Raw genomic sequence first — 24,854 nt, forward strand, 5'->3', positions numbered from 1 at the left:
GTTTCCCCCCGGGAGGCTGTTAGCATCCAGTCGATCGAATCCCGAACAGGCTACATCAAGGTTGCCCATGCTCGAGACCCCGGCACTGCCAAGGAAAGCGACGCTGTCACCGCCACTGGACACGCGGCATCAGGTCGAGACGCCAGAGGGCATCGACCTGCCACTGCGTCCGGCCGGGCTGGTGGTACGTGTACTGGCTTTCTCCATCGACCTGGCCTTGCGCGGGTTGATCCTCGGCTTGCTGTTCATCGTGCTGTCTTTTCTGGGTAAGCTCGGCGCTGGCCTGGGTTCGATCCTGCTGTTCGTCGTGAGCTGGTGGTACATGGTGCTGTTTGAAGTGCTCAACCAGGGCCGTTCGCCGGGCAAGCAGTGGATGGGGTTGCGCGTCGTACAGGACGATGGCACCCCGGTCGGCTGGTCCGCCTCGCTGTTGCGCAACCTGCTGCGGTTCGTTGACATGCTGCCCTTCGGCTATGCCCTGGGCGCGATCAGTTGCCTGCAACACCCTACCTTCAAACGCCTGGGCGACCTCGCCGCCGGCACGCTGGTGATCTACCGCGAACAACCGCTCAAGCGCCCGGCGCTGCCTGACGTCGAACCCCGTCGTCCCGTGGTGACCCTTACCCTGGCCGAGCAGCGAGCCATCCTCGGATTTGCCGAACGCCAGGGTGACCTTTCTGCAGCACGGGCCGACGAGCTGGCCGCCATCGTCGCCCAACCCTTGCAACTCCACGCACCGAAGGCCGTCGCCGAACTCGGCGGGATTGCCCGCGGCTTGATGGGGCCGGCATGAAGCAGAGTCTGTTCGAGAACCGCCACAGGGTTGAATGGGATCGATTTTCCCTGACGCTCGACGGCCTGGAACGGGGCAAAAAAACCTCCGGCGCGAGCAGTTTCCCTGCGGACTACCGTCGCCTGTGCCATCAACTGGCGCTGGCCCGTGAGCGTGGCTACAGCAGCTTCCTGGTTGACTCATTGCAGCAACTGGCCCTGCGTGGTCATCAGCAACTGTACCGCCAACGCGGCCAGCTGGGAGCCAAGGCCTTGGCGTTTATCCTGGCCGGCTTTCCGCGACTGGTGCGCGAGCAGTGGCACTTCGTCCTCGCGGCAGGCCTGTTGTTCTTCGCCAGTCTGATCGGCTTTGCGCTGCTGGTGTATTGGATTCCGGAGCTGATCTACAACCTGATTCCGGCGGAGCAGGTCAGGCAAATGCAGGAAATGTATAACCCCGAATCCGGTCAGCTGGGGCGCACGCCGGAACGGGCCGCCAGCGAGGATTGGGTGATGTTCGGCTACTACATCATGCACAACATCGGCATCGCCTTTCAAACCTTCGCCAGCGGGTTGCTGTTTGGCCTTGGCAGCGCGTTTTTCCTGGTCTTCAACGGCTTGATGATCGGCGCGGTGGCCGGCCACCTGACCCATATCGGCTTCGGGCAAACCTTCTGGTCGTTCGTGATCGGGCACGGCGCCTTTGAACTCACAGCCATCGTGCTGGCGGGTGCTGCGGGCCTGCAACTGGGCTGGGCGTTGATCGCGCCGGGACGGCTGAGGCGCGCCGAGGCCTTGCGAACGGCGGCCAGGACAAGCGTGGGGCTGATCTGCGGGGTGATGCTGTTTCTGGTAATTGCCGCCTTTATCGAAGCGTACTGGTCATCGATGACCGGGCCGGCACCCGCCATCAAGTACCTGGTCGGCGCCGTGCTCTGGTCATTGGTCAGCGCGTATCTACTGTTTGCCGGACGGACGTGCCATGCGCCTGAGTGATGCAACGGTCGTGATTCGCCCCCGCCGAACCTGGGAAGCCATGGACCTGGGTGTGCTGCTGAGCCAGCGTCATCGCCGCTTGCTGATGACCAGTTGGGCCATCGTGACCCTGCCGGTGTTTGCGCTGCTCAGTGTGCTGCTATGGGATTCACCCACCCTGGCCGTGTTCATCTTCTGGTGGTTGAAACCGGCATTCGAACGCCTGCCCTTGTTCATCCTTTCGACAGCACTGTTCGGTGAAACACCGACATTAAAACAGGCGCTGCGCCAATGGCCGCGGCTGCTAAAGCCTCAGTTAATCGCCAGCCTGACCTGGCGCCGCCTGAGCCTGAGCCGCAGTTTCCTGATGCCGGTCATGCAACTCGAAGGCCTCGATGGCCAGGCAAGGGAACAGCGCCTGCAAGTCCTGATGCAGCGCGACGCCAATGCGGCGCGCTGGCTGACGATCATCGGCGTGCACCTGGAGAGCGCATTGTGGATTGGCCTGATGGTGCTGTTCTATCTGCTGCTGCCGCAACAGATTGAAGTCGACTGGGGCTGGCAAGCCTTGATTTCCGCCAGTCAGCAGGACTGGGGGTGGCTCGAACACATGAGCAATCTCTTTTACGTGCTGGTGTTGATCGTGTGGGAACCGATCTATGTAGCCTGCGGTTTCAGCCTGTACCTGAACCGGCGCACGCTGCTGGAAGCCTGGGACCTCGAACTGGTGTTTCGCCGACTGCGCCAGCGCCTGAGCACTGCCGCCGTTGTAATGCTGGCGAGTTTTTTACTGATGCCCACGATGCAAGATGCCTGGGCCGCAGAGCCGGCCGTTTCCCCTGATAGCCCGCGCCTTCTGGAGCAACCCCTGACCAGTCAGGCCTCCCGGGACAGCATCAAGGCAATCGTCGATAACCCGCCGTTCAAGAACAGGGAAACCGTGACCCGCTATCGCTTCGGCGAAGAGCAAGCGGGCCCTGGGAACGCTGATGATGACCCCACCCCTGGCTGGCTCAAGGCATTGCTCGAGCTGCTCGACGCCCAGCGTTTTGGCGCAGTGGCGACGTTGCTCGAAGCGTTGCTGTGGGGCGCAGTGATCGGGGCGGCGGGCTTGTTGATCTGGCATTACCGCGACTGGCTGCAGGCCTTCGTCAGCCGTCGTCCGCCGACAGACCGAAAAACACTGCGGGCGCCGCCCCGGCAGGCATTCGGCCTCGACCTTGGCCGCGAAACCTTGCCCGCCGACATTGCCGCCAGTGCCGAACTGCTATGGCAGACCCAACCCCGAGAAGCCTTGGGCTTAATCTATCGTGCCCTGCTAAGCCACTTGCTGCACGACTTCAACATGCCGCTGAAACCGGCCGACACCGAAGGCCAGGTGCTGCAGCGTATCGAACAATTGAACCAGCCGGCATTGGCCGCCTTCAGTAAAAGCCTTACCGGCCACTGGCAGAACATGGCCTACGGGCATCGCGTGCCTCCCACACTGGCACAACAGCAGTTGTGTGACGGCTGGCGTGCCTTGTTCGGCCCGGGAGCCTCGCGTTGAAACGCGGTTACGGCCTGGTGCTCGGCACGATCATCGCGGTGCTGCTGGCGTGCCTGGCTATCTACCTGTATCTGAAGGCCACGCCTTATCAGGAGCAGATCGATCACGGTCCCGCGCCCGAAGCGCTGGCCAACCCTTATCTGGCAGCCGAACATTTCCTGCGCAAACAGGGCCTGAGCGTCGGCCACGCCAATGGCCTCGACATCCTGCCCTCGCTCGATCCGCGCCAGCACAGCCTGTTGCTGTTCGGCGACCGGTACAACATGACGCCCAGGCAGGTCGACCAGATCATGAACTGGACCCGTGCAGGCGGGCGCCTGGTGTTCGTCGCCGAGTCCCTGTGGGATGACAGGACCGGGCAAAGCAACGACCTGCTGCTCGACCGCGTACAGCTGCATCAATCCCTGAGCAAAGACCTGAAAGATCCGCCGACTGCGCCCGGTGATGACCCCTACCCCAAACTCACCAAGCTTTACCTGGAAGATGACGCAGGGCCGGCCTACGCCGGTTTCGACACCGCCTTTCATCTCGAAGACCCGCACAACCTGGCGCAGGCCTGGGCCAACAGCGCCAAGGCCACGCACATGATGCAACTCAATCACGGATTGGGCTCGATCGTGGTGGTTACCGACGCCGACCTGTGGAAAAACCCGGCCATCGACCGGTACGACAATGCCTGGCTGCTCTGGTACCTCACCGCCGATACGCAGGTGACGTTGGTGTTCAATACCGATCACGACAACCTGGTGACCCTGCTGCTGCGCTATTTCCCCCAGGCACTTGTGGCGTTGATTGCGCTGATCGGCCTGGGCTGCTGGCACGCGGGCGTACGCCATGGCCCGTTGCAGGAAACCCCTGCACCAGCGCGCCGCCAACTGCAGGAACACTTGCGCGCAAGCGCTGCTTTCATGCTGCGCCGCAATGGCCAGCAGAGCCTGCTGCAAGCCTTGCGACAGGACATCCTGCGGCGCGTGCGACGCCGTCACCAGGGGTTTGATCAACTCGGCGTCGCCGAACAATGGCTGGTGCTGTCACGCCTGACCGGCCAACCCACACGCGCTATCAGCCAGGCCATGAGCCCGCGACCGAAGCAGCGGCTCAACAGCGCCGACTTCAGCCGCCAGGTGGCCCACCTGCAATCCTTGAGGAACGCCTTATGATGAGTGAACAGCCAGAACCTGGAACGCCAAGCCACGCCGCCCAGCAACGCCTGCGCGCCAGCCAGCTGGCCCAGGCGGTCAGGGCTGAGTTGCAGAAGGCACTGATCGGCCAGGATTCAGTGATCGATGACGTGCTGACCGCCCTGATCGCGGGCGGACATGTCCTGCTCGAAGGGGTGCCGGGGCTGGGCAAAACGCTGCTGGTGCGCGCCCTGGCCCGTTGCTTCGGCGGTGAATTTGCGCGCATCCAGTTCACCCCGGACCTGATGCCCAGCGACGTCACCGGGCACGCGGTCTACGACCTGCAGACCGAACAGTTCAAGTTGCGCAAGGGTCCGCTGTTCACCAACCTGCTGCTGGCCGATGAAATCAACCGCGCCCCGGCCAAGACGCAGGCGGCGCTGCTGGAAGCCATGCAGGAACGCCAGGTCACCCTCGAAGGCCGCGCCCTGCCCATCGCGCAACCGTTCATGGTGCTCGCCACGCAAAACCCGATCGAGCAGGAAGGCACCTACCCTCTGCCCGAAGCGGAACTGGACCGCTTCATGCTCAAGGTGCGCATGGATTATCCCGACGCCAGCCAGGAACTGGACATGGTGCGCCAGGTCACCCGCTCGACCCGCGCCGACATGCTCGACGTGCAGCCTTTGCGCACGGTTTTACAGGCCAAGGACGTGCTTGCCCTGCAGCGCATTGCCAGCGACCTGGCACTGGATGACCAGGTGCTCGACTATGCCGTTCGCCTGGCGCGCACCACCCGCAGCTGGCCGGGCCTGACCCTCGGCGCCGGGCCACGGGCATCCATCGCGCTGGTGCGCTGTGCCCGGGCGCGGGCGTTGTTGCGCGGCGGCGAGTTCGTGATCCCCGATGACATCAAAGGCTGCGCCCTGGCGGTACTGCGCCATCGGGTGCGCATTGCCCCGGAGCTGGATATCGAAGGCCTGGACGTTGACCAGGTGCTCAGGCAGTTGCTCGATCAAGTGCCGGCACCCCGGCTGTGAAACCCTCGCGCCTGCTGCTGATCTGGCTGGCATTGCTGCTGGCCATCGGTATCGCGCTCGGAGCGTTACGCGCGCTCGGCGTCGCGCTGCCCGCCAGTCTGGCGTCGATCAGTTGGGGGTTGCTCCTGGCACTGCTGATGCTGGCGATACTCGACGCCATGCGCGTCAAACGCCAGGCCTCGCCGCGGATCACCCGGCATATGCCCACAAGCCTGGCTTTGGGGCGCTGGAGCGACGTGCGACTGGAGGTCGAACATGACTCAGCACACTCACAAACCCTTGAGCTGCATGACCACGCTCCCGATGGCCTGAGCGTCGAGAACCTGCCACTGTCGGTCGAACTTCAACCGGGACATCGCAGCCAGCTCAGTTATCGTCTGCGCCCACTCAAGCGCGGCCACTTCAGTTTCGAACACTGCGAAATCAATCTGGCGAGTCCACTGGGCCTGTGGACGCACAAGCGCCTGTTACCCGTGATCGACAGCACCCGAGTCTATCCCGACTTCGCCCGCCTCTACGGCGGCCAGCTACTGGCAGTGGACAACTGGCTCAGCCAGCTCGGCGTGCGCCAGCGGCAACGCCGGGGCCTGGGCCTGGAGTTTCATCAGCTGCGCGAGTTTCGCGAAGGTGACAGCCTACGCCAGATCGACTGGAAAGCCACCGCGCGCCAGCGCACGCCGATTGCCCGGGAGTACCAGGACGAACGCGACCAGCAGATCATTTTCATGCTCGACTGCGGTCGGCGCATGCGCAGCCAGGACGGCGAGCTGGCGCACTTCGATCACGCCCTCAACGCCTGCCTGCTGTTGAGCTATATCGCCTTGCGCCAGGGCGACGCCGTGGGCCTGTGCACCTTTGCCAGCGACCAGCCGAACTATCTGGCGCCGGTCAAAGGCAGCGGCCAGCTCAACGTGTTGCTCAATGCAGTTTATGACCTGGACACCACCCAGCGCCCTGCGGATTACCAGGCAGCCGCCAGCCAGCTACTGGCCCGGCAGAAACGCCGCGCCCTGGTGGTGCTGGTCACCAATCTGCGGGACGAGGACGATGAAGGCTTGCTCAGCGCCGTTCAACGCTTGGGCAAACAACACAGGGTGCTGCTGGCAAGCTTGCGCGAAGAGGTGCTCGACCGCGTGCTGCAGACTCCGGTACAGACGCTCGAGGAATCACTCACCTACTGCGGCACGGTGGACTACATGAACTCACGGGCGCAGCTCCACGAGGGACTGAGCGCCCATGGCGTACCGGTGGTGGATGTGCGCCCGGGGGACCTGGGCGCGGCGCTGGTGACGCACTATTTAAGCCTGAAGCGCAGTGGCAGCACCTGAAGCTTGCGCTTGCTGTCAGGCCGAGGCCGGTAACGGCTGGAAACTGAAGTACTGCCTCAGTGCGCTGACCAGATAGCCATATTCCGCAGGCGTTCGCTGCAGGCTGAAACCGGCATCGTAATGATGCGGCGTCGCGTCTTCGTGGCACCAAAGACAACATCCCCGCACATCGATGATCTGCTGGCTGCCATCAGTGGCCGGGATTTTGAGGCGCAAATCAAAATCGGCGCCGACCATCATCGGCAACTGGCTGATCAACATCAGCCCGTCCTCGGACACGTTACCCAGAAATCCGATGGGTTTGTCTGTCACGCTGTTAAACACTCTCAGAAAATACGGCAGCTGATGCCGTTCGATCCGGCGGTCGGTGAACATGCTGAATTCGCTATGCCAGGCCCTTAAGCAGGGCCGCACTAATGCTTCGGAACGGACCCGCCTGCGTGGGCAATGGGTACGCTCTCCCCGATCCTGGTGCAACAGTCCGTGGCACCGCTGCCGCTTACTTGGACCGATCACAGGTGTGGCGCCGACCTGGAGACAGGGCCCCAGACCCGAGCCCTTGGACTATAGCTCACCCCACGCGGTGAGCCAGGCTTAGGATGACAACTGTAATCACAAACGCGTCGCCCGCACGGCGCCGGTGTTGGTGCTGCGCAGCGGGTAATGGCCCAGTGACTGCAGGGTCTCCAGGCGGGCACGGGCGCGGAACGCGTATTCGCTTTGCGGGTACGATGCGAGGATGAATTGATAGGTTTGCGCGGCATCGACAAACAGTTTCTGCCGTTCCAGGCACAATCCGCGCAACATCGACACTTCCGGCCATACATAAGGCCGCGCGCGGCTGGCGCGTTCGACTTTCGACAGTTCGAGCGTCACTTGCTCGCAATTGCCGCGGTCATAGGCACTGTAGGCGTTATTTAAATGATGGTTCATCGACCAACGGGTGCAGCCCGTGATACTGAGGGCCAGGGCGGCTATGAGCACGAATCGCATGAGGGTTCTCCTGTCTTGAACTCTGTATCGACCCGTCGGCGAAAATCTTCAGCAATGTTCGTTTCAACAGACAAACGAATAAGTAGTGCACGGGAACAATGACTACAACCCAAGAGCATAGTAGCCTCACTCAGCGCTTGAACTCAGGAGTCTTTGCATGTCCGTCCGTCGTACCAAAATCGTCGCTACCCTTGGCCCGGCCAGTAACTCGCCGGAAGTTCTAGAACAGCTGATTCTGGCTGGCCTGGACGTCGCCCGCCTGAACTTTTCCCACGGCACCCCCGACGAGCACAAGGCTCGCGCGAAGCTGGTGCGGGACCTCGCTGCCAAGCACGGCCGCTTCGTCGCCCTGCTGGGTGACCTGCAAGGCCCGAAAATTCGTATCGCCAAATTCGCCAACAAGAAGATCGAGCTGAAGATCGGTGATCAATTCACCTTCTCCACCAGCCATCCATTGACCGAAGGCAACCAGCAGATCGTCGGCATCGACTATCCGGACCTGGTCAAGGACTGCGGCGTGGGCGACGAACTGTTGCTCGACGACGGTCGCGTGGTGATGCGCGTCGACACCGCGACCGCCACCGAACTGAACTGCACCGTGATCATTGGCGGTCCGCTGTCGGACCACAAAGGTATCAACCGTCGCGGTGGCGGCCTGACTGCACCGGCCCTGACCGAGAAAGACAAAGCCGACATCAAGCTGGCTGCTGAAATGGAGGTTGATTACCTCGCTGTGTCCTTCCCGCGTGACGCCGCAGACATGGAATACGCGCGCCAACTGCGCGACGAAGCTGGCGGTACCGCCTGGCTGGTGGCGAAGATCGAACGCGCCGAAGCCGTGGCCAACGATGAAACCCTCGACGGCCTGATCAAGGCTTCCGACGCGGTGATGGTTGCCCGTGGTGACCTCGGAGTGGAAATCGGCGACGCCGAGCTGGTGGGTATCCAGAAGAAAATCATCCTGCACGCTCGCCGCCACAACAAGGCCGTGATCGTGGCGACCCAGATGATGGAGTCGATGATCCAGAACCCGATGCCAACCCGTGCCGAAGTGTCCGACGTGGCCAACGCCGTGCTCGACTACACCGACGCCGTGATGCTGTCTGCCGAAAGTGCTGCCGGTCTCTACCCGCTGGAAGCCGTACAGGCCATGGCGCGCATCTGCATCGGCGCTGAAAAGCACCCGACCAGCAAGACCTCCAGCCACCGCATCGGCAAGGTCTTCGAAAGCTGCGACCAGAGCATCGCGCTGGCAGCCATGTACACCGCCAACCACTTCCCGGGTGTGAAGGCGATCATCGCCCTGACCGAAAGTGGCTACACGCCGCTGATCATGTCGCGCATCCGCTCCTCGGTACCGATCTACGCGTTCTCACCGCACCGTGAAACCCAGGCCCGCGCCGCCATGTTCCGTGGCGTCTACACCGTACCGTTCGACCCGGCATCATTGCCGCCTGAGCAAGTCAGCCAGGCTGCAATCGACGAGTTGCTCAAGCGCGGTGTCGTGGAGAAAGGCGACTGGGTGATTCTGACCAAAGGCGATAGCTACCACACGATTGGCGGCACTAACGGCATGAAGATCCTGCACGTTGGCGACCCGATGGTCTGAGACTTCAGCCAGTAAAAAGGAGGCCCCCCAGTTCGCGCTGGGGGGCCTTTTTTTGGGGTATCTGATGGGCCACCGCCAGGCAGCAGCACTCAACCGCGAGGCAGAAAGGCGTCGGCCAATAGTTGATTGCGCGGCAGTCCCGCCAGGTACAGGCGCCGGGCAAAGGCATCAACGCTGTCGGGGCCGCCGCATAGCAAGGCCTGGGTCTGCCGGGAAACCAGGCGCAGTTGTGCCAGTGTCGTGGGCAGATCCGCCGGGGTCCACAGCTCGATGCTGAGGTTCGCGCGGGTGGCGGCCATGGCCTGTAGCGGCTTGGCCAGGTAGTGCTCGCTGGGGTCGTGGGCCAGGTGAATCACGCGGATGGACCCTTGGTGATCCTGCAGCAATGCCTCGCGCAGGATGCCGAACAACGGCCCCAGCCCAGTGCCCGCCGCCAACAGCCATAGCGGGCGCTCGTGCCAGTCCGCATCGTAGTGCAGGGCCCCGCCGCGCAACTCGCCAAGACGGATCGAATCGCCGATCTGCAACAGCCGGGCGGCATCGCTGAACGCGCCCGGTTGCCGGCAATCGATGTGAAACTCCAGGAATCGATCTTCCTGAGGCAGGCTGGCAAGCGAGTAGGGTCGTGCGACTTGTCCCGCCCACAGCACCAGATGCTGCCCGGCGCTGTAACGCAGAGGGCGTTGCGGCACCAGGCGCAGGCGCAACACATGGGCGCTGAGCCAATCGATCGCACTCACCTCGGCGGGGCGACCATCGTGCTGTGGATCGAAGGTATGCACCTGCAAATCCTCCACCACCTGGCACTGACAGGCCAGCCGCCAGCCCTGCTGGCGTTGCTCGGGACTGAGGGCGTCGGGCCGGGTGTCGCTGGGCTGCCCTTGCAGGCACTGCACCAGGCACGCGTGACAGCTGCCGGCGCGGCAGCTATATGGCACGGCCTCGCCATTGCTGTTCAACGCGTCGAGCAGGTTGCTGCCCGGCGCGACCGACCACCGCCGCTCGCCCACGCGCAACTCAGGCATCGGCGTTCTCCCATGCCGCCGCGCAGCGATTGCGCCCGTCGCGTTTGGCGCGATAAAGCGCCTGGTCGGCGCGGTGCAAGGCATCGTCAAGATCGTCACCCAACTCCAGTAATGTCATCCCGGCCGACAGGCTGAGGTGGGTAACGCTGATGCCGATCAGCTCGACGTCGGTAAAGGCGATGCGCAAACGTTCGCAACATGAAGTCAGACGCTCGGCATTGCAGTCGGGCAGCAGCACCACGAACTCTTCGCCGCCATAGCGGGCGAGCACGTCACCTTCGCGCAGACAGGCGCTGGCGACCGCCGCAAACGCCTGCAGCACCTGATCGCCGGCAGCATGGCCGTGGACATCATTGATTCGTTTGAAGTGATCCAGGTCGATCAGTGCCAGGCCGTGCACGACATCAGCATCCATCGCGTTCAACTCGCGGGTCGCCAGGCGCAGGAAGTGCCGACGGTTGAACAGGCCGGTCAGTTCATCGGTGGCCACCAGGTCTTCAAGCTGGCGCATCATTCCGCGCAGGGTGTCCTGGTGCGCCTGCAAGGCAAAACGGCGCTGGCGCATGCGTTGTCGCGAGGCCTGGACATAACGGGCGTAAAACACCAGCCAGACCAGCACGATAAACAGCAGGCAAACCTGCAGGATGGCCAGAGCCGGGTCAGCCAACTGAAAATGGTAACCGTCCCACAGGGTGATAGCGCTGAAACTGAAGAACACCAACAGCGCGCAACGAATGAACGCGTAGCGCGACAGATGGAACAGGCCAAACAGCAGGATCAACACATAAAAGACCAGGAACGTGCCCCGGGCATCGTCCAGGTGGGCAATCAGCCAGGTTTGCCAGGCCAGGCCCAGCAGCACTTGTGCTTCGGTCAGGCTGGGGTCGGCAAGGCGCAGGTTGCGGCCACTATAGAAGTACCCGAACAGTGCCACCTGAGTGATGACCACCAGCACACTGCCAATCACCACACTGGCAAGGGGCGCATCGTAATGACCGGTAAAAAAAGCCAGCCACAGTAGTAGCAAGGCCAGGGCATAGGTACCGGCGGCGAGGGCGAAGCGTTTGAGTAAAAGTCGTTGGATGGCGTTATGGGTCAATCGTTGACTCACCGTGCGAAAAAAACGCTGTTTGAGTGTCCTACTCTACAGTCCGGATGCCACTTTAGTGGCGAGCCTGATAAATGACCAATCAATTCTAAGATCGAAAAAATGGCGTCAAAACCATGACTCGACTTGCTGGTCAATCCTGCCTTCGATGACGCCTGCATCCTATGCGACCAACGAATGACCTCTGGCGGGTGTTTACCAAACCGAGGCGCGGTATACTGCCGCGCCTTTTTAGCGTCGCGCCAGCAGCCCCGGCGTGCCTTGAAAGGTGCTTGCAACCGACCGATTCACCCAAGCTGCAAGCACCTTATTGAATGTTCCCGTCTTTAAGAGGAGCGCGACTCATGACCGTGATCAAGCAAGACGACCTGATTCAGAGCGTTGCCGACGCCCTGCAGTTCATTTCCTATTACCACCCCGTGGATTTCATCCAGGCGATGCACGAAGCCTACCTGCGCGAAGAATCGCCAGCGGCCCGTGATTCGATGGCACAGATCCTGATCAACTCGCGCATGTGCGCCACCGGCCACCGCCCGATCTGCCAGGATACCGGCATCGTCACCGTGTTCGTCCGCGTGGGCATGGACGTACGTTGGGATGGCGCCACGATGGGCCTGGACGACATGATCAACGAGGGCGTACGTCGCGCCTACAACCTGCCGGAAAACGTCCTGCGCGCTTCGATCCTCGCCGACCCGGCAGGCGCTCGCAAGAACACCAAAGACAACACCCCGGCAGTTATCCACTACTCCATCGTTCCGGGTAACACCGTTGAAGTGGACGTGGCGGCCAAGGGCGGCGGCTCCGAGAACAAGTCGAAGATGGCCATGCTCAACCCGTCCGACTCGATCGTCGACTGGGTCTTGAAAACCGTGCCAACCATGGGTGCCGGCTGGTGCCCACCGGGCATGCTCGGCATCGGCATTGGCGGCACCGCCGAGAAAGCTGCGGTGATGGCCAAGGAAGTGTTGATGGAATCCATCGACATCCACGAGCTGAAGAAGCGCGGCCCGTCCAACCGTATCGAAGAGATGCGCCTGGAGCTGTTCGAGAAGGTCAACCAGCTGGGCATCGGAGCCCAGGGCCTCGGCGGCCTGACCACCGTGCTTGACGTGAAGATCATGGACTACCCGACCCACGCCGCTTCGTTGCCGGTGTGCATGATCCCGAACTGCGCCGCGACTCGTCACGCGCACTTCGTGCTCGACGGTTCCGGCCCGGCCTCGCTGGAAGCGCCACCGCTGGACGCCTACCCGGAAATCGTCTGGGAAGCCGGCCCGTCGGCTCGTCGCGTCAACCTCGACACCCTGACTCCGGAAGAAGTGCAGAGCTGGAAGCCGGGCGAAACGGTCCTGCTCAACGGCAAGATGCTCACCGGCCGCGACGCTGCGCACAAGCGCATGGTCGAGATGCTGAACAAGGGCGAAACCCTGCCGGTGGACCTCAAGGGTCGCTTCATCTATTACGTCGGCCCGGTTGATCCGGTGCGCGAAGAAGTCGTTGGCCCTGCCGGCCCGACCACTGCAACGCGGATGGACAAGTTCACCCGCCAGATCCTCGAGCAAACCGGCCTGCTGGGCATGATCGGCAAATCAGAGCGCGGCCCGACCGCCATCGAAGCGATCAAGGACCACAAAGCCGTTTACCTGATGGCAGTGGGCGGCGCGGCTTACCTGGTGGCGCAAGCCATCAAGAAGTCCCGCGTGGTGGCTTTCGCCGAATTGGGCATGGAAGCGATCTACGAGTTCGACGTTAAAGACATGCCGGTAACCGTTGCAGTGGATAGCAAGGGTGAATCGGTACACATCACCGGTCCTGCCATCTGGCAGAAAAAGATCAGTGAAAGCCTGGCGGTAGAAGTGCAGTAAGCCTTTCAGACACGTCTGGCAAAGGCGACAGGGGTCATGCTCCTGTCGCCTTTTTTATGGCTCATGCTATGGTGCGCGCCCACCGTCCCGTTGTGTAACGCCCAGCATGTTCGAGTCCTCTCGCCCCTTGCGCCTGACGCTCTACTCCCTCGTTATCGTTGCCGGCGCCGTCATCGCCGCCACCCTGGCCATGCGCCATGCCGAGCGCCAGGCATTGGTGGAGGACGCTGCCCGGGCCAACCAGCAGCTGGGTTTGTACGCGACCTCGCTGCACACCTTGATCGAACGCTACCGCGCCCTGCCCGCTGTGCTGGCCCTGGACCCTGAGCTGCGTTCGGCACTCGATGGACCATTGACGGCCCAACAGCAGGACCTGCTCAACCGCAAGCTGGAAAAGATCAACGGCGCCGCCGAGTCTTCGACCCTGGAACTGCTCGATGAAACCGGCCTCGCCGTGGCCGCGAGCAACTGGCGCCTGCCCAGCAGTTACGTCGGCCACAACTACGGCTTTCGCCCCTACTTCAGCCAGACCCGCATCCTGGGGTCCGGACGCTTCTATGCAGTGGGGGTGACCAGCGGGATTCCCGGTTATTTCCTGTCCAGTGCGGTGACTGCCGACGATGGGCGTTTCCTCGGTGCCATGGTGGTCAAGCTCGAGTTTCCCGAGCTGGAGCGTGAATGGCGCCAAGGCAGCGATACTTTGCTGGTCAGCGATGCCCGCGGCGTGATCTTCATCGCCAATCAGCCAGGCTGGCGTTATCGCTTGCTCAAACCACTGAATGACAGCGATCACGCCGAACTCAAGGCCACCCGCCAGTACGACAAGCAGCCCCTGAAACAGCTGGACTATCAGCCCCTGGAGAGTTTCGACGACAACAGTCACCTGGCGCGGGTCGATGGCCCGGATGGCAAAGTTGACTACCTGTGGGAATCCCTGCCCCTGGCCGCCGAAGACTGGACCCTGCATCTGCTGCGTCGCCCGCAGGTGCCCTTTGAAGACAGCCGCACTGCCGCACTGGCTGCAGCCGGGTCGTGGCTGGCGCTGGTTTTCCTGCTGCTATTTCTCAATCAGCGTTGGCGTCTGGCCAAGATCCGCCAGCGCAGTCGCGAAGAGCTCGAGCGCCTGGTCGAAGAACGCACCCGCGACCTGCGCACCGCTCAGGATGGCCTGGTGCAGTCGGCCAAGCTCGCCGCCCTGGGCCAGATGTCCGCCGCCCTGGCCCATGAAATCAACCAGCCGCTGACCGCCCAGCGCATGCAACTGGCCACCCTGCGCCTGTTGCTCGACCACGGCCGGGTAGATGACGCCTACAAGGCACTCAAGCCGGTGGACGACATGCTGACGCGCATGGCTGCCCTGACCGGCCACCTCAAGACGTTTGCCCGCAAGAGCCCCAGCGGCCTGCGCGAACGCCTGGACCTGGCGACTGTGGTGGACCAGGCGCTGCAACTGCTCGAAACCCGCCTGCGCGAGGAACAGGTCAGCACGGTGCTGCACCTGACGCGCCCGGCCTGGGTGCGTGGTGATTCGATTCGCCTGGAGCAGGTGCTGATCAATCTATTACGTAACGCCCTCGACGCGATGCACGACAAGCCCTGCAAGCGCCTGGAAATCCGGTTGGAAGAAGATGAAAAGCTGTGGCGCCTGACCGTGTCCGATAATGGTGGCGGCATTGCCGAGGAACACCTGGTAAAAGTCTTCGATCCGTTTTTCACCACCAAACCCGTGGGCGATGGCCTGGGCATCGGGCTGGCCGTATCCTTTGCCATCGCTCACGAATCCGGCGGCCGCCTGAGCGCGGCCAACCAGGGTAACGGCGCCGCTTTCACCCTCACCCTGCCGATCGACCAGGATGCCCAGGGCCCATGCTCAACTCAGTAATCGTCGTCGACGACGAAAGCAGCATTCGTAGCGCCGTCGAACAATGGTTGAGCCTGTCAGGCTTCGAAGTGCAGTTGTTCAGTCGCGCCGAAGAGTGCCTGGCGCAGTTGCCCCGGCACTTTCCTGGGGTGATCCTCAGCGACGTGCGCATGCCCGGTATGACAGGCCTGGAGCTGTTGGCCGAGGTCCAGCGGCGCGATGCCGACTTGCCGTTGATCCTGCTGACCGGCCACGGCGATGTGCCGATGGCCGTGGACGCGATGCGCGACGGCGCCTACGACTTCCTCGAAAAACCCTTCAGCCCCGAGACGTTACTCGGCAGCCTGCGACGCGCGCTCGACAAACGCCGGCTGGTGCTGGAAAACCGCGCCCTGCATGAACAGGCCGACAACCGCGCCAAGCTCGATGCCACACTGCTGGGGGTATCCCGAGGACTGCAGACGTTACGCCGGCAAGTGCTGGAACTGGCGGCATTGCCGGTCAATGTGTTGATCCGCGGTGAAACCGGCAGTGGCAAGGAGCTGGTTGCTCGCTGCCTGCACGACTTCGGGACACGGGCCGCCAAGCCCTTTGTGGCGCTCAATTGCGCAGCGATCCCCGAGCAACTGTTCGAGGCCGAACTGTTCGGCCACGAGAGTGGCGCATTCACCGGCGCCCAGGGCAAGCGCATCGGCAAGCTCGAATATGCCGACGGCGGCACGCTGTTTCTCGATGAAATCGAAAGTATGCCACTGGCCCAGCAAGTGAAATTGCTACGAGTGCTGCAGGAACAGAAACTCGAGCGCCTGGGGTCGAACCAGAGCATTCGCGTGGACCTGCGAATCATCGCCGCGACCAAGCCCGACCTGCTGGACGAAGCCCGGGCCGGACGCTTCCGTGAAGACCTGGCCTATCGCCTGAACGTCGCCGAACTGCGCCTGCCGCCGCTGCGAGACCGGCGCGAGGACATCCCGCTGCTGTTCGAAACCTTCGCCCAGAGCGCCGCCGATCGCCTGGGCCGCACATTTCCACCACTGACCGGCGCGCAATTGAGCCACTTGCTCAGCCATGACTGGCCCGGCAACGTCCGTGAATTGGCCAACGTGGCCGAGCGCCAGGTGCTGGGGCTCGATGAGCCGGCACCGGTGGGCAGCGAACCGGGGCAGTCACTGGCGGCTCGTCAGGAGGCTTTCGAAGAACACTGCCTGCGGGCGGCCTTGACCCGGCATAAAGGCGATGTGAAAGCGGTGCTCGAAGAGTTGCAACTGCCGCGCCGCACCTTCAATGAAAAGATGCAGCGCCATGGGCTGACTCGCGAGATGTTTTTGTAGCGCCTGGATCGGCCTCTTCGCGGGCAAGCCCGCTCCCACAGGTTTTGTGGCCGAGCACATATCTGTGGTCCACCTTGATCCCTGTGGGAGCGGGCTTGCCCGCGAAGAGGCCATTGCTGCCAATATACATCTACAAGCTGATAAGCGATTTTCCGCTCACCCCCATTCTCCAATAAGCGGAAATCCGCTTACGCACCCGTCCAAACCCCTCTAAACCGGGCCTCCCCCCGTTGGCACAGCTCCTGCTATAGCCCCCGCAGGCTGCGTTTCAATGCGCTCCAATACAACAATTAGATTAAGGATCCTTCGATGGATAACTCCAACACCCTGCCCGCAGGATCGGCTGCCGTGCCGGCCAAGACCAGAACCACCTCCAGTCGCATCAGATCGATCTTCAGCGGTTCGGTCGGCAATATGGTCGAGTGGTACGACTGGTACGTCTACGCCGCGTTCTCGCTGTACTTCGCCAAAGCCTTTTTCCCTAAAGGCGATACCACCGCACAGCTGCTTAATACCGCCGCGATTTTCGCCGTAGGCTTCCTGATGCGTCCGATCGGGGGCTGGCTGATGGGCCTGTACGCCGACAAGGTTGGTCGTAAAAAGGCGTTGATGGCCTCGGTTTACCTGATGTGCTTCGGTTCACTGCTGATCGCCCTGAGCCCGGGCTATGAAACCATCGGCATCGGCGCGCCGATCCTGCTGATTTTCGCCCGTTTGCTGCAAGGCCTGTCGGTCGGTGGCGAGTACGGCACCTCGGCCACTTACCTCAGCGAGATGGCGACCAAGGAGCGTCGCGGTTTCTTCTCGAGCTTCCAGTACGTGACCCTGATCTCCGGCCAGCTCATCGCGCTGGGCGTACTGATCGTCCTGCAGAACGTCCTCACCACCGAGGAACTGTATGCCTGGGGCTGGCGCATCCCGTTCGCCATCGGCGCGCTGTGTGCCGTGGTTGCGCTCTACCTGCGTCGCGGCATGGAAGAAACCGAGTCCTTCACCAAGAAAGAAAAGGCCAAGGAAAGCGCCATGCGCACCTTGATGCGCCACCCCAAGGAACTGCTCACCGTGGTCGGCCTGACCATGGGCGGTACGCTGGCGTTCTACACCTACACCACCTACATGCAGAAGTACCTGGTGAACACGGTCGGTATGAGCATCTCCGACTCCACCACGATTTCGGCAGCCACGCTGTTCCTGTTCATGTGCCTGCAACCGCTGGTAGGCGGGCTCTCGGATAAAGTCGGTCGCCGGCCGATCCTGATCGCCTTCGGCGTCCTTGGCACGCTGTTCACCGTGCCGATCCTGACCGCCCTGCACACCGTGCAGAGCTGGTGGGGCGCGTTCTTCCTGATCATGGCGGCGCTGATCATCGTCAGCGGCTACACCTCGATCAACGCGGTCGTGAAAGCCGAACTGTTCCCGACCGAAATCCGTGCACTGGGTGTTGGCTTGCCTTACGCGCTGACCGTGTCGATCTTCGGCGGTACCGCTGAATATATCGCGCTGTGGTTCAAGAGCAGCGGCATGGAAACCGGCTACTACTGGTACGTGACCGGGTGTATTGCAGTGTCGTTGCTGGTGTACATCACCATGAAAGACACCCGCAAGCATTCACGCATCACCACTGACTGACCGTCACATTCAGGTCGGCTGCACCGGCCTCTTCGTCGAAACGCCGTCCGGAGCTTGTGAGTTCCGGGCGGCATTGCGATGGAGCCCCCCAAAAATCTATCAGCTCAACTCGGCAGCCGCCGGCTTCGCGTACTTGTTTTGCGCGTAGGAAGCACCCGCAATCATCACCATCAGAATCCCCGCCAACACCAGCGAGGAGCCAATCGTACCGAAATCCAGCCCCCCCTTTTCGTGCGGTTTTGTCAGGAAGTCACCTAGGGTCGCCCCGAACGGCCGGGTGAGGACAAATGCCACCCAGAACAGCAACACTGACGAAATCCTGGTGAAGTATTTGAGCAGCACCACCATCACAATGGTCGAGCCGATCAACAGCGCGCCACCGGCAAAACCCAGGCCCGAGTCGTCGGCCAGGTAATCGCCGAGTGCCGTGCCCAGGGTGTTTGAAAACAGGATCGCCATCCAGTAAAACATTTCGCCGCGCAAGGTCTGCACTTTGGTCACATTCAGTGAATCACCGCTCAAGCGCCAGGCGGCAAAAATCCCAACCAGGATGGCAATCAGAATCATCGAACCGGTGGCGTAGCCCAGACCCAGGGTACGATCCATAAAGTCCGACATCGTGGTGCCGGCCGTGCTGGTCGACAGGATCACGATCCAGTACAGCACCGGTTTGTAAGACTTGGACAACAGCTGAGTGATCAACGTCAGCACAAATACGCTGATCAGAATCAGCGAGCTGATGGCGTAGCCGACATTGAGAGTCATCGATAGCAAATCGCCTGCGGTCTCCCCCAAGGTCGTTGCGCAGATTTTCATCACCCAGAATGCCAGGGTTATTTGAGGAAGTTTATTCATCGAGGATAGCGCTCCAGCGTGCGTGGTCGTTTCTTGGTTTTGCACGCAGACTGGCGGGGGCTTGGTGAAAAATAGGTAGGTGCTTTATGAAAAATCTGTCACTTACGCAAATGGGAAGATTTTATGGCGACCGGGCTTGCTCGTGATGCTGTGTCAGATACATTGCTTTTGACCGACAGATTATCGCGAGCCAGCTCGCTCCTACAGGAACGCTACTCCATGCCCGACGACATTCATTTCTACGAACCTGCCAACGGCCATGGCCTGCCCCACGATCCGTTCAACGCCATCGTCGGGCCGCGGCCCATCGGCTGGATTTCGTCGCAGGATGCCAACGGCCGCCTTAACCTGGCGCCCTACAGTTTTTTCAACGCCTTCAACTACATTCCGCCGATCATCGGGTTCTCCAGCGTCGGGCGCAAAGACAGCTTGAACAATATCGAGCAGACCGGCGAATTCGCCTGGAACCTGGCCACTCGTCCATTGGCCGAGCAGATGAATCAGAGCTGCGCGATGGTCGGGCCTGAGGTCAATGAATTCGAGTTGTCCGGGCTGACACCCGTGGCCTCGAAAGTGATCCAGGTGCCACGGGTCGCTGAAAGCCCGGTGTCCTTTGAATGCAAGGTAACGCAGATCATTCAGCTGCAACGGGCTGACGGCAATGTGGTGCCCAGCTGGCTGATACTCGGCGAAGTGGTGGCCGTGCACATTGCCAAATGGCTGCTCAAGGATGGGGTGTACGACACCGCCGCGGCAGAGCCGATACTGCGCGGCGGCGGGACGGCGGATTACTTCCAGCTGGGGCCGGAGGCACTGTTCAAGATGTTCCGCCCAGGGGCGACCAGGTAGCTACTGCTCAGATGACTACCAGATCAGTTCGCCGTCTTCACCGACGCCCTTGAGGTGCGTCAGTTGCATGGCGGCAGCCTCGTCCGCCTCCTTGGCGGTCTTGAAGGTCTGTTCTTCCAGCAGCTTGTTGAAGCGCGGTGCGCCCGAGCTACCGATGGCTTTGGTGGCAATCGCCGCGTAGTAACCGCCCTCGCGGGGGACAACGGCCGATACGGCTTCGAAGGTTTCAAAGGCTTTACGTGCCATGTCGGGCATCCTGGCTGATTGAGAATGCCGTCATTAAACCCTCAACCCGCCATTTTGTGTACCCAGGACTGGGTCTGTCCGAGCGCCTGGGCGGCTGATACTTGCTCGAAGGTATGAAAATCCAGGCTGTTGACCACCAGGTCCTCCACCAACTCAGCAAAAATCTGCATGGCCGGGGTGCTGAAGTAGGCCGTCATGGCCTGTTGATCGAGCCAGAAACCGGACACCAGCCACAACTGCGGATCGCATTGTGAATGTTGCAAGGCGAAGCTCAGGCAGCCCGGTGCAGTAAGCGACGGTTCTATCAGGGCACTGAGACGCGCGCCCAGTTCCACCGAACGCCCGGCACGAGCACGAACAAAGGCCATATGGCTGACGGGAATTTGCGTAGACATGTTCAACCCTCCCAGGTACTCAAGTGGCAGCCGTGGGACGGGCTGCGACAGGATCAAAGGTTAAGCGCGCCAGGGACGACGCGGTTAGTCGATTCCTGCCGGCTTGTTGCACGATCCTGCCAGGCCTCTCCGGGAACCTGTAACAACCTGTAAATGCTGTCACAGCATTGAAATATGACTTTCGAGCAAGTTTGCCCGGCTAGCGCCCGCCGCCACCGTGAAACACTTGAGCCCGGTGCAGAATCAGGCAAGCATTTCGCAGGATGTGTCTACCGTTGTTCCTTGCACAAATTTAAGCTCTGCTCATCCCACCACTTCGCCGAGGATGCCGTGCATGTCGTCGCTCGATCACTTTGAAGCCCCGCTGGACGCCGACATGGAAAAACAGCGGGCGGAACTGGCCGCTATCATTCGCCGCAACACGCTGGATGATGGCACCTATGCCACGGCCGTCGGCTCGCTGTTCATGTCGCGCCACAGCAAGTCCCACGATTTTGCCCCGGTGCTCGCGCAACCGGCACTGTGCATCATGGCCCAGGGGCGAAAAGAGGTGCGCCTGGCCGATGAGTTTTTCAATTACGACCCACTGAATTACCTGGTGGTGTCGGTCTCGATGCCGCTGAGTGGGCGGGTGGTGAATGTCACTTGCGAAGAACCGATACTGGCCGTGCGGCTGGATATCGACCCAGCGGAAATTACCGCGTTGATTGCCGACGCCGGCCCCCTTGGCGTGCCGACCCGCCCTACGGGGCGCGGCCTGTACGTGGAGCAGATCGATACCGCGATGCTCGACGCCGTGCTGCGCCTGGCCCGCCTGCTCAATTCACCCAAGGACATCGGCATGCTTGCGCCGCTGATTCGCCGCGAGATTCTCTACCGCCTGCTGCGCAGCCCGCAGGGGCATCGCCTGTATGAGATTGCCATTGCCAACAGCCAGAGCCATCGCATCAGCCAGGCGATCAAATGGCTCAATGGCAATTACGAGCAACCGTTGCGCATCGATGACCTGGCCAAGGAAGTAAACCTGAGCGTGTCGACGCTGCATCACCGGTTCAAGGCAATGACCGCGATGAGTCCGCTGCAGTATCAGAAGCAGCTGCGTTTGCAGGAGGCGCGGCGGTTGATGCTGGCCGAAGGGCTGGATGCGTCGGCGGCGGGGTATCGGGTGGGGTATGAGAGCCCGTCGCAGTTCAGCCGGGAATACAGCCGGCTGTTCGGTGCGCCGCCGTTAAGGGATCTGGCGCGGTTGCGGTTGTCGGTGTAATCCAAATAGTGATGGGTGGCCACTGGCCTCATCGCGGGCAAGCCCGCTCCCACAGGTTCTGTGAACGCCACAAATCACTGTGAGAGCCAAAGGTTCTGTGAACACCAAAAATCACTGTGGGAGCGGGCTTGCCCGCGATGAGGCCGCAAAGGCCGCCATCGAGTCAGGATCAGGCGCCGAGCACCCGGCACGCCTCGGCCGGCAGGGTTACCGACACCGGGTTGCCTATGCTCAGGCCGAAGCCCTGGCAAGGCGTACTCAAGGCAGTAAACGACACCCCCGAACACTCCACCGTGGTTTCAATCGTCGCGCCGATGTCGCGCACGAACGTCACCCTGCCCAGCAGACGGTTTCCCGCCGTGGCCTGGGGCTGCGACAGCTGCAGGTCCTCGGGACGAATCAGCATCTTGACCTTCGCCCCCGCCACTATGCTGCTGCAGATCGGCACTTGCAGGGCGTCCCCACCGGGCAAACCGACCTTGCCATTGCCCAGCGCCGTAGCCGGAAAAATGTTGCCCGAGCCGATGAAGTCGGCAACGAACTCGTTGGCCGGATGCCGGTAAATCTCGATGGGCGTCCCTACCTGCTGTACCCGATGCTCGCCCAACACGACGACGATATCGGCCATGGTCATGGCCTCACGCTGGTCGTGGGTGACCATGATGGTGGTGATGTTCAGGCGCTGTTGCAGTTGGCGGATTTCTACCTGCATCGATTCCCGCAGCTTGGCGTCCAGCGCCGACAGCGGTTCATCCAGCAACAGGATTTTCGGGTGTGAGGCAATTGCCCGGGCGATCGCCACGCGCTGGCGTTGCCCGCCGGACAACTTGGACACCGGGCGATCAATCATCTCCTGCAACTGAATCAGCTGCAGCAACTCCACCACCCGCGCCTGTTGATCAGCCTTGCTGACCCCACGCAGCTTCAAAGGGTAAGCGATGTTCTCCCCCACGGTCATGTGCGGAAATAACGCCAGGGATTGGAACACCATGCCGAAATTGCGCAGATGCGCCGGGGTGTGGCCGATGTCTTCACCGTCCAGGCGGATCTCCCCGCCCGAGAGGGTTTCGAGCCCGGCGATCATGCGCAGCAGGGTGGTTTTCCCGCAGCCCGAGGGGCCGAGAAAACACACCAGCTTGCCCTCGGGCAAATGCAGGTTCACATCCTTTACCGCGCAGGCCGAGCCGTAGTGTTTTTCGACGTTTTCCAGAATCAGACCAGTCATGTTGCACCTCAAATCAAAAGGAAACGCCGCCCTCGCCCACCAGCTTCTCCAACGCCCAGATCAGGACGAAGTCGATCAGCACGATCAGCACGGCAAAGGAAAAGACAGTCGGGTCAAGCGATGACACGGTGCGGCTGTACATCCAGATCGGCACGGTCATGACATCGATGGTGTAGAGGAAGTAGGTCACGGTGAACTCGTTGAACGAGACGATGAACGCCAGCAGCATCCCCGCGAGAATTCCCGACTTCATCAACGGCACCACTACGTCAACGATCGCCCGGGTGGGCGACGCGCCGAGCATCTGCGCAGCCTCTTCGACCTCAGTGCCGATGGACAGCATCGCTGCGGTGCAATTCTTCACCACGAAGGGTAATGCCAGGATCACGTGCGCAATCACCAGGCGCGAGGTGGTCATCTGGAACGGCAGGCTGTCGAAAACCAGCAGCAAGGCCAGGCCCAGTACCACCATGGGAAACACCAGCGGCAACGACATCAGTTGCAGCGCCACGGCCTTGCCGCGGAACTCGCAACGGGTCAGCGCATAGGCTGCAGGCACCGCGATGATCGTGGCGAAGACCATGGTCAGGCAAGCCACCATCAGACTGGTGGTCATGGCTTTGCCCAGGCTCAGCACATCGCTGGAGTCGGGCGAGACAAAGCTGTTCCAGGCGGCCTTGTACCACTGCAGGCTGTAGCTGCTGGGTGGGAAGTCGAGGTTTGAGGCGCCGCTGAATGACATGACGATCATCGTCAGGATCGGCAGCACCGCCAGCAGCAGGATAAAGCCCGACAGCACGCCGGCAAACTTGCCGGTATCGCCCGGCAGTAACGTATGACGCTTGTTGATCACAGTGCTCATTGCGAAGCCTCCATCCTGCGCCGACGCCGGCCAGTGAAATATTCCGACAGGGTCATGATCAGCAGCGTGGTGACAATCAGAACCACCCCGGCTGCGGAGGCGGCGGGCCAGTTCATCAGCGGGGCGATCTGGTCATGGACCATCACCGCCAGCATCGGCACGCGCCGACCACCCAGCAACAGGGGCACTACGAAGCTGCTGGCGTTGTAGGCGAACACCAGCGTTGCGCCGGTGATGATGCCCGGCAGACTCATCGGCAGCACCACCTGGCGGAACACCTGCAAGCGACTGGCGCCGAGGGTGGCCGCCGCCTCTTCGTAGGTGCGGGCGACTCCGCGCATGGCGCTGGCGATTGGCAGTACGGCCAGCGGGAAGGCGGTTTGCACCAGCCCCATCAGCACGCCGTTCTGGTTGTAGAGCAACATGATCGGACGCTTGATCAGACCCAGGCCCATCAAGGCCTGATTGAGCATTCCGCCAGGCCCGAGGATCACCAGCCAGCCATAACTTTGCAGCAGCAGGTTGACCAGCAAGGGCAGCAACACTGCTGCAAGGAAAATTCGCCGCACCAAGGGAGAGGTCAGGCGTGACATGGTGTAGGCCACCGGGATCGCCAGCACCACGGCAATCGCCGCGCTGATCAACGCCAGGCGCAGGGTCAGCAGCAAGGATTTGAGGTAGTAAGGTTCCAGCAACTGCGCGTAGCTGGCCAGGCTGAAGCCGGTCCATTCCGCGCCTTTGGTGCCCACGCTCATGCGCAGTACCAGCAGGCTGGCGGCAATCAGCACGCCGAGGAACAGCATCGATGGCGTGAGAAAAAGCCAGGCGCGGGCGGTGGGTGACACGCCGCGTTTTGGCGGTGATGCCGCGATGTTGCCGGGGTGGGTCAGGGGTTGGTGTTCCATGGCTAGGGTCTCGTCAATTGCACAGGACGATCTGGTGCACCACCC

Annotated in this window: 23 protein-coding genes; 13 read left to right on the forward strand and 10 right to left on the reverse strand. The window is 61.7% G+C overall.

Translation table 11 applies throughout. The features are described from left to right. The first annotated feature begins 67 nt into the window (after positions 1-67). From AAEZ05_RS12815 to AAEZ05_RS12840, 6 genes are read left to right on the forward strand one after another with little or no spacing between them, the layout of a single operon-like run. Complete coding sequence (locus AAEZ05_RS12815; protein ID WP_045058254.1) at positions 68-793, forward strand: RDD family protein; 726 nt, start codon at positions 68-70, stop codon at positions 791-793. After that, a complete protein-coding gene (locus tag AAEZ05_RS12820) occupies positions 790-1,767 on the forward strand; it encodes a stage II sporulation protein M (RefSeq protein WP_350647656.1) in 978 nt (325 codons plus the stop codon). Before AAEZ05_RS12815 ends, AAEZ05_RS12820 begins: the two co-directional genes overlap by 4 nt. Continuing rightward, positions 1,754-3,295, forward strand: coding sequence for a DUF4129 domain-containing protein (locus AAEZ05_RS12825; protein WP_350647658.1), 1,542 nt, complete (start codon positions 1,754-1,756; stop codon positions 3,293-3,295). The genes AAEZ05_RS12820 and AAEZ05_RS12825 overlap by 14 nt, the downstream gene beginning before the upstream one ends. Further along, the gene (locus tag AAEZ05_RS12830; protein WP_350647660.1) at positions 3,292-4,455 is read left to right on the forward strand and encodes a DUF4350 domain-containing protein; all 1,164 of its coding nucleotides are present in this window, start codon (positions 3,292-3,294) and stop codon (positions 4,453-4,455) included. Before AAEZ05_RS12825 ends, AAEZ05_RS12830 begins: the two co-directional genes overlap by 4 nt. After that, positions 4,455-5,456: an AAA family ATPase gene (locus AAEZ05_RS12835; protein ID WP_122840238.1), complete on the forward strand. Its 1,002-nt coding sequence runs from the start codon at positions 4,455-4,457 to the stop codon at positions 5,454-5,456. Before AAEZ05_RS12830 ends, AAEZ05_RS12835 begins: the two co-directional genes overlap by 1 nt. Next, positions 5,453-6,784 (forward strand): DUF58 domain-containing protein, encoded by a 1,332-nt coding sequence (locus AAEZ05_RS12840; protein WP_350647662.1) that lies wholly within the window; start codon positions 5,453-5,455, stop codon positions 6,782-6,784. Before AAEZ05_RS12835 ends, AAEZ05_RS12840 begins: the two co-directional genes overlap by 4 nt. A gap of 15 nt (positions 6,785-6,799) precedes the next feature. Here AAEZ05_RS12840 and AAEZ05_RS12845 read toward each other — a convergent pair whose 3' ends face one another. Further along, positions 6,800-7,159: a PilZ domain-containing protein gene (locus AAEZ05_RS12845; RefSeq protein WP_045058259.1), complete on the reverse strand. Its 360-nt coding sequence runs from the start codon at positions 7,157-7,159 to the stop codon at positions 6,800-6,802. A 237-nt stretch (positions 7,160-7,396) separates the two neighbouring features. After that, the gene (locus tag AAEZ05_RS12850) at positions 7,397-7,777 is read right to left on the reverse strand and encodes a tetratricopeptide repeat protein (RefSeq protein WP_045058260.1); all 381 of its coding nucleotides are present in this window, start codon (positions 7,775-7,777) and stop codon (positions 7,397-7,399) included. 157 nt (positions 7,778-7,934) lie between these two features. Here AAEZ05_RS12850 and pyk point away from each other — a divergent pair, with 157 nt between their 5' ends. Further along, the gene (gene pyk / locus AAEZ05_RS12855) at positions 7,935-9,386 is read left to right on the forward strand and encodes a pyruvate kinase (protein WP_045058261.1); all 1,452 of its coding nucleotides are present in this window, start codon (positions 7,935-7,937) and stop codon (positions 9,384-9,386) included. A gap of 89 nt (positions 9,387-9,475) precedes the next feature. Here pyk and AAEZ05_RS12860 read toward each other — a convergent pair whose 3' ends face one another. Both AAEZ05_RS12860 and AAEZ05_RS12865 read right to left on the reverse strand, forming a co-directional pair. Next, positions 9,476-10,411, reverse strand: a complete 936-nt coding sequence (locus tag AAEZ05_RS12860) for an iron-sulfur-binding ferredoxin reductase (protein WP_350647664.1) — start codon at positions 10,409-10,411, stop codon at positions 9,476-9,478. Beyond that, a complete protein-coding gene (locus AAEZ05_RS12865) occupies positions 10,404-11,510 on the reverse strand; it encodes a GGDEF domain-containing protein (protein WP_045058263.1) in 1,107 nt (368 codons plus the stop codon). The genes AAEZ05_RS12860 and AAEZ05_RS12865 overlap by 8 nt, the downstream gene beginning before the upstream one ends. Before the next feature lie 353 nt (positions 11,511-11,863). Here AAEZ05_RS12865 and AAEZ05_RS12870 point away from each other — a divergent pair, with 353 nt between their 5' ends. From AAEZ05_RS12870 to AAEZ05_RS12885, 4 genes are all read left to right on the forward strand, one after another. Further along, positions 11,864-13,387 carry a fumarate hydratase gene (locus AAEZ05_RS12870; RefSeq protein ID WP_045058265.1) on the forward strand — a complete coding sequence of 508 codons (1,524 nt, stop codon included), beginning with the start codon at positions 11,864-11,866 and terminating at the stop codon, positions 13,385-13,387. A 106-nt stretch (positions 13,388-13,493) separates the two neighbouring features. Beyond that, entirely contained in the window at positions 13,494-15,269 is a 1,776-nt protein-coding gene (locus tag AAEZ05_RS12875; RefSeq protein WP_350647666.1) for a sensor histidine kinase, read from the forward strand. Then, positions 15,254-16,579: a two-component system response regulator MifR gene (gene mifR / locus AAEZ05_RS12880; protein ID WP_350647668.1), complete on the forward strand. Its 1,326-nt coding sequence runs from the start codon at positions 15,254-15,256 to the stop codon at positions 16,577-16,579. The genes AAEZ05_RS12875 and mifR overlap by 16 nt, the downstream gene beginning before the upstream one ends. Positions 16,580-16,888: 309 nt before the next feature. Further along, positions 16,889-18,208, forward strand: coding sequence for an MFS transporter (locus tag AAEZ05_RS12885; protein ID WP_045058268.1), 1,320 nt, complete (start codon positions 16,889-16,891; stop codon positions 18,206-18,208). Positions 18,209-18,307: 99 nt separating this feature from the next. Here the strand turns inward: AAEZ05_RS12885 and AAEZ05_RS12890 are convergent, their stop codons facing one another. Beyond that, on the reverse strand, positions 18,308-19,063 hold the full coding sequence (locus AAEZ05_RS12890; protein ID WP_350647670.1) for a COG4705 family protein: 756 nt from the start codon (positions 19,061-19,063) through the stop codon (positions 18,308-18,310). A gap of 219 nt (positions 19,064-19,282) precedes the next feature. Between AAEZ05_RS12890 and AAEZ05_RS12895 the strand changes: the two genes are divergently transcribed. Beyond that, the gene (locus AAEZ05_RS12895; protein WP_350647672.1) at positions 19,283-19,912 is read left to right on the forward strand and encodes a flavin reductase family protein; all 630 of its coding nucleotides are present in this window, start codon (positions 19,283-19,285) and stop codon (positions 19,910-19,912) included. Between the two features lie 15 nt (positions 19,913-19,927). On the opposite strand, the gene AAEZ05_RS12900 is transcribed toward AAEZ05_RS12895, so the two are convergent. Then, on the reverse strand, positions 19,928-20,158 hold the full coding sequence (locus AAEZ05_RS12900) for a hypothetical protein (protein ID WP_045058271.1): 231 nt from the start codon (positions 20,156-20,158) through the stop codon (positions 19,928-19,930). A gap of 41 nt (positions 20,159-20,199) precedes the next feature. Beyond that, the gene (locus AAEZ05_RS12905; RefSeq protein WP_045058272.1) at positions 20,200-20,553 is read right to left on the reverse strand and encodes a putative quinol monooxygenase; all 354 of its coding nucleotides are present in this window, start codon (positions 20,551-20,553) and stop codon (positions 20,200-20,202) included. Positions 20,554-20,887: 334 nt separating this feature from the next. On the opposite strand from AAEZ05_RS12905, the gene AAEZ05_RS12910 reads away from it, so the two are divergent. Beyond that, on the forward strand, positions 20,888-21,817 hold the full coding sequence (locus AAEZ05_RS12910; RefSeq protein WP_205891682.1) for an AraC family transcriptional regulator: 930 nt from the start codon (positions 20,888-20,890) through the stop codon (positions 21,815-21,817). A 169-nt stretch (positions 21,818-21,986) separates the two neighbouring features. Here the strand turns inward: AAEZ05_RS12910 and AAEZ05_RS12915 are convergent, their stop codons facing one another. The 3 genes from AAEZ05_RS12915 to AAEZ05_RS12925 are packed head-to-tail and all read right to left on the reverse strand — an operon-like array spanning position 21,987 to position 24,809. Continuing rightward, a complete protein-coding gene (locus AAEZ05_RS12915; RefSeq protein WP_045058274.1) occupies positions 21,987-23,042 on the reverse strand; it encodes an ABC transporter ATP-binding protein in 1,056 nt (351 codons plus the stop codon). A gap of 13 nt (positions 23,043-23,055) precedes the next feature. Then, a complete protein-coding gene (locus tag AAEZ05_RS12920) occupies positions 23,056-23,904 on the reverse strand; it encodes an ABC transporter permease (RefSeq protein ID WP_045058275.1) in 849 nt (282 codons plus the stop codon). Beyond that, complete coding sequence (locus tag AAEZ05_RS12925) at positions 23,901-24,809, reverse strand: ABC transporter permease (RefSeq protein WP_350599933.1); 909 nt, start codon at positions 24,807-24,809, stop codon at positions 23,901-23,903. Before AAEZ05_RS12925 ends, AAEZ05_RS12920 begins: the two co-directional genes overlap by 4 nt. Positions 24,810-24,854: the final 45 nt, after the last annotated feature.

It is taken from the genome of Pseudomonas sp. HY13-MNA-CIBAN-0226, assembly GCF_040310305.1.
Lineage (GTDB): Bacteria > Pseudomonadota > Gammaproteobacteria > Pseudomonadales > Pseudomonadaceae > Aquipseudomonas > Aquipseudomonas gregormendelii.

Excerpts from the sequence above, each read along its gene's own strand:
- AAEZ05_RS12920 (WP_045058275.1), bottom strand. The coding sequence starts at position 23,904 with ATGAGCACTGTGATCAACAAGCGTCATACGTTACTGCCGGGCGATACC.
- AAEZ05_RS12910 (WP_205891682.1), top strand. The coding sequence starts at position 20,888 with ATGTCGTCGCTCGATCACTTTGAAGCCCCGCTGGACGCCGACATGGAA.
- AAEZ05_RS12850 (WP_045058260.1), bottom strand. The coding sequence starts at position 7,777 with ATGCGATTCGTGCTCATAGCCGCCCTGGCCCTCAGTATCACGGGCTGC.
- mifR (WP_350647668.1), top strand. The coding sequence starts at position 15,254 with ATGCTCAACTCAGTAATCGTCGTCGACGACGAAAGCAGCATTCGTAGC.
- AAEZ05_RS12915 (WP_045058274.1), bottom strand. The coding sequence starts at position 23,042 with ATGACTGGTCTGATTCTGGAAAACGTCGAAAAACACTACGGCTCGGCC.
- AAEZ05_RS12905 (WP_045058272.1), bottom strand. The coding sequence starts at position 20,553 with ATGTCTACGCAAATTCCCGTCAGCCATATGGCCTTTGTTCGTGCTCGT.
- pyk (WP_045058261.1), top strand. The coding sequence starts at position 7,935 with ATGTCCGTCCGTCGTACCAAAATCGTCGCTACCCTTGGCCCGGCCAGT.
- AAEZ05_RS12845 (WP_045058259.1), bottom strand. The coding sequence starts at position 7,159 with ATGTTCACCGACCGCCGGATCGAACGGCATCAGCTGCCGTATTTTCTG.
- AAEZ05_RS12885 (WP_045058268.1), top strand. The coding sequence starts at position 16,889 with ATGGATAACTCCAACACCCTGCCCGCAGGATCGGCTGCCGTGCCGGCC.
- AAEZ05_RS12925 (WP_350599933.1), bottom strand. The coding sequence starts at position 24,809 with ATGGAACACCAACCCCTGACCCACCCCGGCAACATCGCGGCATCACCG.
- AAEZ05_RS12890 (WP_350647670.1), bottom strand. The coding sequence starts at position 19,063 with ATGAATAAACTTCCTCAAATAACCCTGGCATTCTGGGTGATGAAAATC.
- AAEZ05_RS12870 (WP_045058265.1), top strand. The coding sequence starts at position 11,864 with ATGACCGTGATCAAGCAAGACGACCTGATTCAGAGCGTTGCCGACGCC.
- AAEZ05_RS12860 (WP_350647664.1), bottom strand. The coding sequence starts at position 10,411 with ATGCCTGAGTTGCGCGTGGGCGAGCGGCGGTGGTCGGTCGCGCCGGGC.
- AAEZ05_RS12815 (WP_045058254.1), top strand. The coding sequence starts at position 68 with ATGCTCGAGACCCCGGCACTGCCAAGGAAAGCGACGCTGTCACCGCCA.
- AAEZ05_RS12900 (WP_045058271.1), bottom strand. The coding sequence starts at position 20,158 with ATGGCACGTAAAGCCTTTGAAACCTTCGAAGCCGTATCGGCCGTTGTC.
- AAEZ05_RS12875 (WP_350647666.1), top strand. The coding sequence starts at position 13,494 with ATGTTCGAGTCCTCTCGCCCCTTGCGCCTGACGCTCTACTCCCTCGTT.
- AAEZ05_RS12825 (WP_350647658.1), top strand. The coding sequence starts at position 1,754 with ATGCGCCTGAGTGATGCAACGGTCGTGATTCGCCCCCGCCGAACCTGG.
- AAEZ05_RS12835 (WP_122840238.1), top strand. The coding sequence starts at position 4,455 with ATGAGTGAACAGCCAGAACCTGGAACGCCAAGCCACGCCGCCCAGCAA.
- AAEZ05_RS12895 (WP_350647672.1), top strand. The coding sequence starts at position 19,283 with ATGCCCGACGACATTCATTTCTACGAACCTGCCAACGGCCATGGCCTG.
- AAEZ05_RS12820 (WP_350647656.1), top strand. The coding sequence starts at position 790 with ATGAAGCAGAGTCTGTTCGAGAACCGCCACAGGGTTGAATGGGATCGA.